We start from the raw sequence: 12,876 nt of genomic DNA on the forward strand, positions 1-12,876 counted from the left end.
TGCTTACATATGCTTGATCAGCGCATCACCAAAGCCCGACGACGACACCAACGTAGCGCCATCCATCAGGCGCTCAAAGTCATAGGTCACGGTCTTGGCAGAAATCGCACCATTGGTGCCCTTGATGATCAAGTCAGCCGCCTCGACCCAGCCCATATGACGCAGCATCATTTCTGCCGACAGAATCAATGAACCCGGGTTGACCTGGTCCTTGCCCGCATACTTGGGCGCAGTACCGTGAGTGGCTTCGAACATCGCCACGGTGTCCGACAGGTTGGCTCCCGGCGCGATACCAATACCACCAACCTCCGCCGCCAAGGCATCGGACAAGTAGTCGCCATTGAGGTTGAGCGTGGCAATCACGTCATACTCAGCCGGACGCAGCAGGATCTGCTGGAGCATGGCATCGGCAATCGCATCCTTGACCACCACATTCTTGCCGGTCTTGGGGTTCTTGAACTGCATCCACGGGCCGCCGTCGAGCAGCGTCGCGCCGAATTCTTCAGCCGCCACTTCGTAGGCCCACTCCTTGAAGGCGCCTTCGGTGAACTTCATGATGTTGCCTTTGTGCACGATGGTCAGCGAGTCGCGGTCGTTATCGACTACATACTGCAGGGCCTTGCGCGCCAGGCGCTTGGTACCCTCTTTCGACACCGGCTTGACGCCAATCCCGCAATCCTGGTCGAAACGGATCTTGGTAACGCCCATTTCCTCCTTGAGGAACTTGATCACCTTGATCGCCTCAGGCGAACCGGCTTTCCACTCGATACCCGCGTAAATATCCTCGGAGTTCTCACGGAAGATGGTCATGTCCACATCGCCTGGCTTCTTGACCGGGCTGGGCACGCCTTCAAACCAGCGCACCGGGCGCAGACACACATACAGGTCGAGCTGCTGACGCAGAGCCACGTTCAGCGAGCGAATACCACCACCGACCGGCGTGGTCAGCGGGCCCTTGATGGACACCACGTAATCCTTGACCGCGTCCAGGGTTTCCTGGGGCAACCAGGTGTCCTGGTCGTAGACCTGGGTCGCCTTTTCGCCGGCATACACCTCCATCCACGAGATTTTGCGCTTGCCGCCGTAAGCCTTTTCAACAGCTGCGTCGACTACCTTGATCATCACCGGGCTGATGTCGACGCCAATACCGTCACCTTCGATATAGGGGATGATCGGTTGGTCAGGAACATTGAGAGAATGGTCTGCATTGACGGTGATTTTGTCGCCGACTGCCGGAACCTGAATCTTCTTGTATCCCATGCTGAACTCCATCTATGGATTGAACATCTGGCTGCGTTCGAGCCTACTCCAGATAAATGGCGACCGAAACCTCGCGCCATGCTCATTTGCATCGAAAACAGCATAAATTGTCGCCTACAAGCCTGAAAGCAAAGGGAAAAGTGCCAATCTTGAGCACATCATTCAACTTTCGGCGTAACCCCACCCCTGCGACCTTTAGACCAATGGACGACACACCTTTTGTATGAAGGCTCTGCGTAAGCATAGCGACCTATGTATAATGCCGCCGCTGACCAAAGAGTCACGACGGTTGACCGCTCTAGACAGTAGCCTTCAGCCAGAAAGCAGGACTATTACAATAGTCCAAACGCTTGACGCTCGACTGATGCAACCCAACATCACCGCGAAGAAACCTCGACATTTCGCTCATGGATGACTTTGAACGAACGCGCTCCACCCGGCGCATCTCGAGTTTCTGCGCACGCTTTCAGCAAAGAAGAGAGTTAATCCGAATATGCCCACCCGCTCGAAGATCATCTACACCTTCACCGACGAAGCTCCAGCCCTCGCCACCTATTCACTGTTGCCTATCGTAGAGGCCTTCACGGCTTCCGCTGATATTGCCGTTGAAACCCGCGACATCTCCCTCGCAGGGCGCATCCTCGCAAGCTTCCCCGAGCAACTGGGCACCAAGGCTATCCCGGACCACCTCGCCGAACTGGGCGACCTGGCCGTAACCCCTGAAGCCAACATCATCAAGCTGCCTAACATCAGTGCCTCGACCCCGCAGCTGCAAGCCGCGATCAAGGAACTGCAGGCCCAGGGCTACGCCCTGCCGGACTACCCGGAAACCGTAACCACCGACGCGGAAAAAGAAACCCGTGCACGTTACGACAAGGTCAAGGGCAGCGCCGTGAACCCGGTACTGCGCGAAGGCAACTCCGACCGCCGCGCGCCGCTGTCGGTCAAGAACTACGCACGCAAGCACCCGCACAAGATGGGCGCCTGGGCTGCCGACTCCAAGTCGCACATTGCCCACATGAGCAATGGTGACTTCTACGGCAGCGAAAAAGCCGTACAGATCGAAGCCGCCGATGCTGTCAAAATTGCGCTGGTTGCTCAGGACGGCACCACCACCGTCCTGAAAGAAAAGACCAGCGTCCAGGCCGGCGAGATCATCGACACCGCCGTGCTGAGCAAGAAAGCGCTGCGCAGCTTCATCGCCGCTGAAATCGAAGACGCCAAGAAGCAAGGCGTGCTGCTGTCGGTTCACCTCAAAGCCACCATGATGAAGGTCTCCGACCCGATCATGTTCGGCCAGATCGTTGCCGAGTTCTATAAAGATGCCCTGGCCAAGCACGCTACCGTGCTTGAGCAGATCGGCTTCAACCTGAACAACGGCATCGGCGACCTGTATGCCCGCATCAAGGCCCTGCCGGCCGACCAGCAAGCGCAGATCGAAGCCGACATCCAGGCCGTCTACGCCGCTCGTCCTGCCCTGGCGATGGTCAACTCCGACAAAGGCATCACCAACCTGCACGTGCCGAGCGACGTGATCGTCGACGCCTCGATGCCAGCCATGATCCGTGACTCCGGCAAGATGTGGGGCACCGACGGCCAGTTGCACGACACCAAGGCTGTGATCCCGGATCGCTGCTACGCCACCATCTACCAGGCGGTCATCGAAGACTGCAAGGCCAATGGCGCCTTCGACCCGACCACCATGGGCAGCGTGCCAAACGTTGGCCTGATGGCCAAGAAAGCCGAAGAGTACGGCTCCCACGACAAGACCTTCCAGATCAAGGCTGACGGCGTTGTTCGCGTCACCGACAGCCAGGGCAACCTGCTGATGGAACAGAAAGTCGAGGCCGGCGACATCTTCCGCATGTGCCAGACCAAAGACGCGCCGATCCAGGACTGGGTCAAGCTCGCCGTCAACCGTGCCCGCGCCAGCAACACCCCGGCCATTTTCTGGCTGGACCCCAAGCGCGCTCACGATGGCGTAGTGGTCGAGAAAGTTCAGGCGTACCTGAAAGACCACAACACCGAAGGCCTGGACATCCGCATCATGGCCCCGGTCGATGCGATGAAGTTCACCCTGGAGCGCACCCGCAAGGGCCTGGACACCATTTCGGTGACCGGCAACGTGCTGCGCGACTACCTGACCGACCTGTTCCCGATCATGGAACTGGGCACCAGCGCCAAGATGCTGTCGATCGTGCCGCTGATGAACGGCGGCGGCCTGTTCGAAACCGGCGCTGGCGGTTCGGCTCCCAAGCACGTTCAGCAGCTGCTGGAAGAAAACTTCCTGCGTTGGGACTCCCTGGGCGAGTTCCTGGCCCTTGCCGCTTCCCTTGAACACCTGGGTGTGACCTACAACAACCCCAAAGCCTTGGTACTGTCCAAGACCCTGGACCAGGCTACCGGCCAGTTCCTGGACAACAACAAGTCGCCATCGCGCAAAGTCGGCAACATCGACAACCGCGGCAGCCACTTCTACCTGGCGCTGTACTGGGCCCAAGCCCTGGCCGCCCAGACCGAAGACGCTGCACTGCAAGCGCAGTTCGGCGAACTGGCAAAAACCCTGGCTGAGAACGAAGCAACCATCGTTGCCGAGCTCAACGCGGTACAGGGCAAGCCTGTGGACATCGGCGGCTACTACGCGCCGAACCCCGAGCTGACCAGCAAGGCCATGCGCCCAAGCAACACCCTCAATGCGGCAATTGCCAAGTTGAAGTAAGGTTGTAAGGATGCAAAGAAGCCCCGGCCCAGTGCCGGGGTTTCTGTTTGTAGGGACTTCATTGAAGAAACCCAATCAAATGTGGGAGCTGGCTTGCCTGCGATTACAGTCTGTCAGTTCATACAGGTGCAGCTGACCCACCGCCATCACAGGCAAGCCAGCTCCCACATTGACCGAGTCACCTTCCCGATACCGAGGTTTGCAATGACCTGGCTCCCCCACATCACCGTCGCCACCATCGTCGAAGACAACGGCCGCTTCCTGATGGTTGAAGAACTCAAGGGCGGCCGCGCCGTGCTCAACCAGCCCGCCGGCCACCTGGACCCGAACGAAACCCTCACCGAGGCCGCGGTGCGTGAAACCCTCGAAGAAACCGGCTGGGATGTCGAGCCCACTGGCATCGTCGGCATTTACCTGTACACCGCGCCGAGCAATGGCGTGACCTATCAGCGCGTATGCTTTATCGCCAAGGCGCTGAAACATCACCCGGACTATCAACTCGACGAAGGCATCCTGCGCGCCCGCTGGCTGACCCGTGACGAGCTGATGACCGTGCGCGATGACTGGCGCAGCGAGCTGATCATCCGCTGTATCGATGATTATCTGGCCGGCCACCGGCACAGTCTCGAATTGATCCGCCCTTCTCTTTAGCCTTAGCGGCTCGGGCCTGATAGAATCGCGTCCTTTTTCAAGACACCCGTTGAAACCCTATGCGTGATCCAGCCCCTTCTGACACACAAAAGAAGCGCGTCATCGTCGGTATGTCCGGCGGCGTGGATTCTTCCGTTTCCGCCGTTCTGCTCATGGAGCAGGGTTATGAGGTGGAAGGCCTGTTCATGAAGAACTGGGAAGAAGACGATGGAACCGAATACTGCACCGCCATGGACGACCTGGCGGACGCCCAGGCCGTGTGCGACAGGATCGGCATCAAGCTGCACACTGCCAACTTCGCCGCCGAGTACTGGGACAACGTGTTCGAGCACTTCCTGGCCGAATACAAGGCCGGCCGCACGCCGAACCCGGACATCCTGTGCAACCGCGAAATCAAGTTCAAGGCGTTCCTCGATTACGCCATGATGCTTGGCGCCGACCTGATTGCCACGGGCCACTACGTGCGCCGTCGCGATATCGATGGCCGCACCGAATTGCTCAAGGGCCTGGACCCGAACAAGGACCAGAGCTACTTCCTGCACGCCGTCGGCGGTGAACAGATTGCCAAGACCCTGTTCCCGGTCGGCGAACTGGAAAAGCCCGAAGTGCGCAAGATCGCCGAGAAACACGGCCTGGCCACCGCCAAGAAGAAAGACTCCACCGGGATCTGCTTTATCGGCGAGCGCCGCTTCAGCGATTTCCTCAAGCAGTACCTGCCGGCGCAGCCGGGCGAGATCAAGACCACTGACGGCGAAGTGATCGGCCGTCACCATGGCCTGATGTACCACACCATTGGCCAGCGCCAGGGCCTGGGCATCGGCGGCCTGAAAGACGCAGGTGAAGAGCCTTGGTACGTGCTGGTCAAGGATCTGGAAAACAACGTGCTGGTGGTCGGCCAGGGCAACGAACATCCGTTGCTGTTCTCCGGCGCCCTGCTCGCTTCCGAGATCTACTGGGTCAACCCGATCGACCTGAGCACGCCACGCCGCCTGACCGCCAAAGTGCGCTATCGCCAGAGCGACCAGCCGTGCACCCTGGAAAAAACCGCCACAGGTTACCGCGCGACCTTCGACGACCCGCAACGTGCGGTCACCCCAGGCCAATCCGTGGTGTTCTACGACGGCGAAATCTGCCTGGGCGGCGGCGTGATTGAAGTTGCGCAAGCCTGGAGCCATCCGGCATGAGCCCGACCCAGGAGCAATTGACGGCGCTTGGCGGGGTATTCCTGGCCGCCGTACTGGTGGACAAGATCGCCAAGACCGGCCAGGTCACCGAGGCAGGCCTGACCTGTATGCTCGGCAGCCTGCTGATCCGCGACCCCAAGGACACTCTGGAAGTCTACGGTGGCGACGACCTGGCCCTGCGTGAAGGTTACCGCGCACTGATCGGCGCCCTGGAGCGCGACCCCAGCACCCTGCAGCGCGAACCGCTGCGCTATGCCCTGTCGATGCTTGGCCTTGAACGCCAGTTGGCCAAGCGCGACGACATGCTGGAGGTCATAGGCAAACGCCTGCCGCAAATCCAATCCCAAGTTGAGCACTTCGGCCCGGCCCACGAGAACGTGGTCGCCGCCTGTGGTGCGTTGTATCAAGACACCTTGAGCACCTTGCGCCAGCGCATCCAGGTGCACGGCGACATGCGCAACCTGCAGCAACCCAATAACGCCTCGAAGATCCGCGCGCTGCTCCTGGCCGGCATTCGTTCGGCGCGGTTGTGGCGGCAGTTGGGCGGACATCGCTGGCAACTGGTGATCAGCCGACGCAAATTGCTTAAAGAGCTTTACCCGTTGATGCGCAACGAATAAGTCGCATCAGCAGGCCATTTTCAAGCCGTTACGCGTAATACGCCGGTCAGTTGGCAACGGACCGGCGGATTTTTTCATGTATGATACGCGCCCCATTTCGTTGCCCGACTGTCCGAGAACACCCCATGCAGCTCTCTTCGCTCACTGCGGTTTCCCCTGTTGACGGCCGCTACGCCGGCAAAACCCAGGCCCTGCGCCCTATTTTCAGCGAATACGGTTTGATCCGTGCGCGTGTACTGGTTGAAGTGCGCTGGCTCCAGCGCCTGGCCGCTCACCCTGCCATTGGCGAAGTGCCGGCGTTTTCCGCCGAGGCCAACGCTGTATTGAACACCCTGGCGGAAAACTTCTCCCTGGAGCACGCCGAGCGTGTGAAAGAGATCGAGCGCACCACCAACCACGACGTCAAAGCCATCGAGTACCTGCTAAAAGAGCAAGCGGCCAAGCTGCCGGAACTGGCCCAGGTCAGCGAATTCATCCATTTTGCCTGCACCAGCGAGGACATCAACAACCTGTCCCACGCCCTGATGCTGCGCGAAGGCCGTGATGACGTGATGCTGCCGCTGATGCGCCAGACCGCCAACGCTATCCGTGAACTGGCGATCCGTTTCGCTGATGTGCCGATGCTCTCGCGCACCCACGGCCAGCCGGCTTCGCCGACCACCCTGGGCAAAGAGTTGGCCAACGTGGTGTACCGCCTGGAGCGCCAGATCGCTCAAGTGGCCGCCGTGCCATTGCTGGGCAAGATCAACGGCGCCGTGGGCAACTACAACGCCCACCTGTCGGCCTACCCCGAGATCGACTGGGAAGCCAACGCCCGCGCCTTCATCGAAGACGAACTGGGCCTGGGTTTCAACCCTTACACCACGCAGATCGAACCCCACGACTACATTGCCGAGCTGTTCGACGCGATTGCGCGCTTCAACACCATCCTGATCGACTTCGATCGCGATATCTGGGGCTACATCTCCCTGGGCTACTTCAAGCAGCGCACCATTGCCGGTGAAATCGGCTCGTCGACCATGCCGCACAAGGTCAACCCGATCGACTTCGAGAACTCCGAAGGCAACCTCGGCATCGCCAACGCGCTGTTCCAGCACCTGGCCAGCAAGTTGCCGATCTCTCGCTGGCAGCGCGACCTGACCGACTCCACCGTACTGCGCAACCTCGGTGTAGGCTTTGCCCACAGCGTGATCGCGTACGAAGCCAGCCTCAAAGGCATCAGCAAGCTTGAGCTCAACGAGCAGAAAATCGCCGCTGACCTGGATGCATGCTGGGAAGTCCTGGCCGAGCCGATCCAGACCGTGATGCGTCGCTACAACATCGAAAACCCGTACGAAAAACTCAAAGAACTGACACGCGGCAAGGGGATCACCTCTGAAGCGCTGCAGACTTTCATCGACGGCTTGGACATGCCAGCTGCCGCCAAGGCCGAGCTGAAACTGCTGACCCCGGCCAACTACATCGGTAACGCTGTAGAGCAAGCCAAGCGCATCTGATTACCGCAAGACCCTTGAGACGCCCGGCCGCGCCGGGCGTTTTTATTCCAGTCTTAAAAGTGCTTTTTTTCAATAGGTTACACATGAATCCTGATATCCCTCTTCAACTTCTGGGCGGCATCACGGCACGGGAATTCCTGCGCGACTACTGGCAGAAGAAACCCCTGCTGATCCGTCAGGCCATCCCTGACTTCGAAAGCCCGATCGACGCCGACGAACTGGCAGGCCTGGCCCTGGAAGAAGAAGTCGAATCGCGCCTGGTGATCGAACACGGCGAGCGCCCGTGGGAACTGCGTCGCGGCCCATTCGCCGAAGATGCCTTCAGCGCCCTGCCAGAGCGTGAGTGGACCCTGCTGGTGCAGGCGGTCGACCAGTTCGTGCCGGAAGTCGCCGAACTGCTGGAGCACTTCCGTTTCCTGCCAAGCTGGCGTATCGACGATGTGATGATCAGCTTCGCCGCGCCCGGCGGCAGCGTCGGTCCGCACTTCGATAACTACGATGTGTTCCTGCTGCAAGCCCAGGGCAAGCGCAACTGGAAGATCGGCCAGATGTGCAGCTCCGAAAGCCCGCTGCTGCAACACGCTGACCTGCGCATCCTCGCCGAATTCGAAGAAAGCGCCGAATGGGTGCTGGAGCCAGGCGACATGCTCTACCTGCCACCGCGCCTGGCGCACTTCGGCATTGCCGAAGACGATTGCATGACCTACTCGGTGGGTTTCCGCGCCCCGAGCGCCGCCGAAGTGCTGACCCACTTCACCGACTTCCTCAGCCAGTACCTGACTGACGAAGAGCGCTACACCGACGCCGACGCCCAGCCGGTCAGCGACCCACACCAGATTCAGGTCGACGCCCTGGATCGCCTCAAGGGTCTGCTGGCTGAGCACATGAGCGACGAGCGCATGTTGCTGACCTGGTTCGGCCAGTTCATGACCGAGCCGCGCTACCCGGAACTGGTCGCTGGTGAAGAGCTGGGCGAAGAAGACTTCATCAACAGCCTGCAAGATGGCGCGATTCTGGTACGCAACCCAAGCGCGCGCCTGGCCTGGTCTGAAGTCGACGACGATGTATTGCTGTTCGCCAGTGGCCAGAGCCGTTACCTGCCCGGCAAGCTGCGTGAACTGCTGAAGCTGGTGTGCTCGGCCGACGCACTGCACAGCGAAAACCTCAGCGTATGGCTGGCCGACGAAGACGGCCGCGACCTACTGTGCGAACTGGTCAAGCAAGGCAGCCTGGGGTTCGCGGATGAATAAGATTCACGTAAGTGTCGCGGACTGGCGAAAGGATATCGACGAGATTCGGCGCATTCGTGAAGCGGTATTTATCGCCGAGCAATCGGTTCCAGCCGAGCTCGAGTGGGATGCGGACGACGCTGGCGCCATGCATTTCCTCGCATTCGAAGGCGACTTTCCGATTGGTACCGCACGCCTGCTGCCCAGCGGCGAGATTGGTCGCGTGTCGGTGCTCAAGGACTGGCGCGGGCTGAAGGTGGGCGACAAGCTGATGGAAGCGGTGATTGGAGTGGCTGAAAAGCGCGGCCAGACCCGGCAGTTCCTCAGTGCGCAGGTGTATGCGGCGCCGTTTTATGAGCGGTTGGGTTTCAAGATCGTCAGCGATGAGTTTCTTGAAGTCGGGATTCCGCATGTGGATATGGTGCGCGGGGGCTGACTCAAGACCGAGTCGCCTATATCGGGAGCAAGCCCCCTCCCACATTTGACTGAGTCCATCCGTTGAAATGCGGTCAAAATGTGGGAGGGGGCTTGCTCCCGATAGCCATATCAGCAACACCTCAAAATGCCCTGCCTGCCAGGGCATTTTGCCGTCTACGATTCAACTTGCGCCCCGCCAGGCCGACAAACTGGCACTATCAAGCCAAATGACTCGCAGAGATAACGGACATGTCCCTACGCACCTTGCTCACCGCCCTGCTCCTGACCGCCAGTGTTTCGGCCCTGGCTGCCACCGAGGTCGTCAACCTGAGCAACCGCACCAGCGCCGACCTACTGCCCGTGGCGCAGAACTTCATCGGCAAGGACGGCACCGTCAGCGCCTACGGCAACCAGCTTATTGTTAACGCCGACCCTGCGAAGATCGAGGGCTTGCGTACCCTGCTCTCCCAACTGGACACGCCGGCCAAGCGCCTGCTGATCACCGTCGACACCAACGAAACCAACCAGCAGAACAGCGGCGACAGCCAGACCCGCATCATCAGCTATGGCACCGTCAGCCGCGATGGCGGCATCCAGCAGATCCAGGCCAGCGAAGGCGTGCCGGCGCTTATTCAGATCGGCCAGAGCGTACCGCTGACCACCACGCACCAGGATGGCTATGGCCGCCTGCAGAACCAGACCCAGTATCGCAACGTCACCCAGGGCTTTTACGTCACCGCCAGCGTCACCGGCGAGACCGTACACCTGGCTATCAGTACCAACCGTGACCGTATGAGCCAGGAGCGTCCTGATGTAGTGAACGTGCAGAGCACCGACACAACCGTCAGCGGACGCTTGGGCGAATGGATTACCCTGGCAGGCATCAATGGCGAAACCCAGGCCGACAAATCTTCTACAACCCGCAGCTACTCTACTCAGGGCCGCGATGACCTGACGGTGCGGGTCAAGGTCGACACCCTGAACTGAAGCACCAAAAACTGACTGGCGAGTCGTATTAGACCAAAGATGTAGTGCCTTGAAAAAAGCACTACAAAACATTTGACGATCCAAAAAAGCATGGGCATGATGGCCTCGCTCCCGCTAATCAGGGGCCCTGGCAAGGGCCTTCGGATCGCCGCTCCAAGTTACCCACCTGAGCCGATTCGTGTCTGTACCGCCCACAAGGCACGTTGGACGAGGTTGCGACTGGAACGAAGTTGTCCCGAGGGACGGAAGCTAACCAGGTAACCCGGCTACGCACTGATGAATCGTACAAAGGCCCACGACGCCCGAAGACCGTTTGCAGTTTGCCCTTACCTGCTCAACTCCGCCTTGAGCCAATCGTTCATCCCGTCGCCTACCCCGCCGAACTTGACTTGAACACCCAAGCTTCTGGTCAGCGAGCAGCCATCACCACGCACTTTCTACGTGGCTGGCAAATGGAATTTTCCACCTAGACCTATGCGACGAGGTTTTTCCCCATGGCACTGACACGCGAACAGCAAATTGCAGCCCTTGAAAAAGATTGGGCTGAAAACCCACGCTGGAAAGGCGTGACCCGCGCTTATTCCGCTGCTGACGTCGTCCGCCTGCGTGGCTCGGTCCAACCTGAGCACACCTTTGCAAAACTCGGCGCCGAGAAGCTGTGGAACCTGGTCACCCAAGGTGCCAAGCCGTCCTTCCGTCCCGACAAAGATTTCGTCAACTGCATGGGCGCCCTCACTGGCGGCCAGGCAGTCCAACAGGTAAAAGCCGGTATCCAGGCGATCTACCTGTCCGGCTGGCAAGTGGCAGCGGACAACAACTCCGCTGAATCCATGTACCCCGACCAGTCGCTGTACCCGGTGGACTCGGTTCCAACCGTGGTCAAGCGCATCAACAACTCGTTCCGTCGTGCCGACCAGATCCAGTGGAAAGCCGGCAAGAACCCGGGTGACGAAGGCTACATCGACTACTTCGCGCCAATCGTGGCTGATGCCGAAGCCGGTTTCGGCGGCGTACTCAACGCCTACGAACTGATGAAGAGCATGATCGAGGCTGGCGCTGCCGGCGTGCACTTCGAAGACCAGCTTGCGTCAGTGAAGAAATGCGGCCACATGGGCGGCAAGGTACTGGTACCGACCCAGGAAGCCGTACAGAAGCTGACCGCTGCGCGTTTGGCCGCTGACGTTGCCGGTACACCGACCATCATCCTGGCCCGTACCGATGCCAACGCTGCTGACTTGCTGACCTCGGACTGCGACCCGTACGACCAGCCGTTCGTGACTGGCGAGCGTACTCAGGAAGGTTTCTATAAAGTCCGCGCCGGCCTCGACCAGGCCATTGCCCGCGGCCTGGCCTACGCGCCGTACGCCGACCTGATCTGGTGCGAAACCGCCAAGCCGGACCTGGACGAAGCCCGTCGCTTCGCCGAAGCGATCAAGAAGGAATACCCGGACCAACTGCTGTCCTACAACTGCTCGCCTTCCTTCAACTGGAAGAAGAACCTGGACGACGCGACCATCGCCAAGTTCCAGCGCGAGCTGTCGGCCATGGGCTACAAGCACCAGTTCATCACCCTGGCCGGCATTCACAACATGTGGCACAGCATGTTCAACCTGGCGCATGACTACGCCCGCAACGACATGACTGCCTATGTGAAGCTGCAGGAGCAGGAATTCGCTGACGCCGCCAAAGGCTACACCTTCGTGGCGCACCAGCAGGAAGTGGGTACCGGCTACTTCGACGACATGACCACCGTGATCCAGGGCGGCACCTCGTCCGTGACCGCGCTGACCGGTTCGACCGAAGAAGAGCAGTTCCACTAAGTAACGCGTACACGGCCACTGCGGCCCCAGGGAAGACCTAACCGCAGTGCCGCACAACAATCACGCCCCGACTGGTTCGGGGCGTTTTTTTGCCTGCACAAAACCTACCGATGCACTGCGGACCAAATGTGGGAGGGGGCTTGCTCCCGATAGCGGTGGATCAGCAACAGTTGGGTTGGCTGATACTCAGCTATCGGGAGCAAGCCCCCTCCCACAAGGAATTTTGCGCAAAACATTGATCCAGAGCGGTATTCGCACACATCCAATCGGTTAAAAGAACCGTTGCGACAACTAAGCGACACTCAAGCAAGTAACGGCAACTTCCCCCGCCACATGAGAAACAATCGCTTAAACCCCACGCAAACAATATTCATTATCATTTGGCGCCTGAAAACTTCGTTACAGCTTAAACAAAACATAATTGATGAAAAGCCCGCTAATGCCCACGGCACAAGGGCTACAGCCCCAAGAAGGTGCACTATGTGCTTATTCC

10 protein-coding genes are annotated in these 12,876 nt (G+C 59.5%); 9 read left to right on the top strand and 1 reads right to left on the bottom strand.

What is annotated here, in order from left to right; genetic code table 11:
• Positions 1–3 precede the first annotated feature (3 nt).
• Complete coding sequence (gene icd / locus LJX92_RS15610) at positions 4–1,260, bottom strand: NADP-dependent isocitrate dehydrogenase (RefSeq protein WP_005789095.1); 1,257 nt, start codon at positions 1,258–1,260, stop codon at positions 4–6.
• A gap of 493 nt (positions 1,261–1,753) precedes the next feature.
• Between icd and LJX92_RS15615 the strand changes: the two genes are divergently transcribed.
• The 9 genes from LJX92_RS15615 (at position 1,754) to aceA (ending at position 12,383) form a co-directional block, all read left to right on the top strand.
• Entirely contained in the window at positions 1,754–3,979 is a 2,226-nt protein-coding gene (locus LJX92_RS15615) for an NADP-dependent isocitrate dehydrogenase (protein WP_005789097.1), read from the top strand.
• 204 nt (positions 3,980–4,183) lie between these two features.
• The gene (locus tag LJX92_RS15620; RefSeq protein WP_032880622.1) at positions 4,184–4,630 is read left to right on the top strand and encodes an NUDIX hydrolase; all 447 of its coding nucleotides are present in this window, start codon (positions 4,184–4,186) and stop codon (positions 4,628–4,630) included.
• Between the two features lie 59 nt (positions 4,631–4,689).
• Entirely contained in the window at positions 4,690–5,814 is a 1,125-nt protein-coding gene (gene mnmA, locus LJX92_RS15625; RefSeq protein WP_103734500.1) for a tRNA 2-thiouridine(34) synthase MnmA, read from the top strand.
• On the top strand, positions 5,811–6,434 hold the full coding sequence (gene hflD, locus LJX92_RS15630) for a high frequency lysogenization protein HflD (RefSeq protein WP_078821666.1): 624 nt from the start codon (positions 5,811–5,813) through the stop codon (positions 6,432–6,434). The genes mnmA and hflD overlap by 4 nt, the downstream gene beginning before the upstream one ends.
• 125 nt (positions 6,435–6,559) lie before the next feature.
• Positions 6,560–7,930, top strand: coding sequence for an adenylosuccinate lyase (purB, locus tag LJX92_RS15635; protein WP_005789106.1), 1,371 nt, complete (start codon positions 6,560–6,562; stop codon positions 7,928–7,930).
• An 83-nt stretch (positions 7,931–8,013) separates the two neighbouring features.
• Positions 8,014–9,180 (top strand): cupin domain-containing protein, encoded by a 1,167-nt coding sequence (locus LJX92_RS15640; RefSeq protein ID WP_005789108.1) that lies wholly within the window; start codon positions 8,014–8,016, stop codon positions 9,178–9,180.
• Positions 9,173–9,595, top strand: a complete 423-nt coding sequence (locus LJX92_RS15645) for a GNAT family N-acetyltransferase (RefSeq protein ID WP_032880619.1) — start codon at positions 9,173–9,175, stop codon at positions 9,593–9,595. Before LJX92_RS15640 ends, LJX92_RS15645 begins: the two co-directional genes overlap by 8 nt.
• A 230-nt stretch (positions 9,596–9,825) precedes the next feature.
• Entirely contained in the window at positions 9,826–10,563 is a 738-nt protein-coding gene (locus tag LJX92_RS15650) for a secretin N-terminal domain-containing protein (RefSeq protein ID WP_223018498.1), read from the top strand.
• Between the two features lie 494 nt (positions 10,564–11,057).
• Positions 11,058–12,383 carry an isocitrate lyase gene (gene aceA, locus LJX92_RS15655; RefSeq protein WP_003174717.1) on the top strand — a complete coding sequence of 442 codons (1,326 nt, stop codon included), beginning with the start codon at positions 11,058–11,060 and terminating at the stop codon, positions 12,381–12,383.
• Positions 12,384–12,876 lie beyond the last annotated feature (493 nt).

The organism is Pseudomonas sp. HN8-3, from assembly GCF_020790195.1.
Classification (GTDB): domain Bacteria; phylum Pseudomonadota; class Gammaproteobacteria; order Pseudomonadales; family Pseudomonadaceae; genus Aquipseudomonas; species Aquipseudomonas synxantha_A.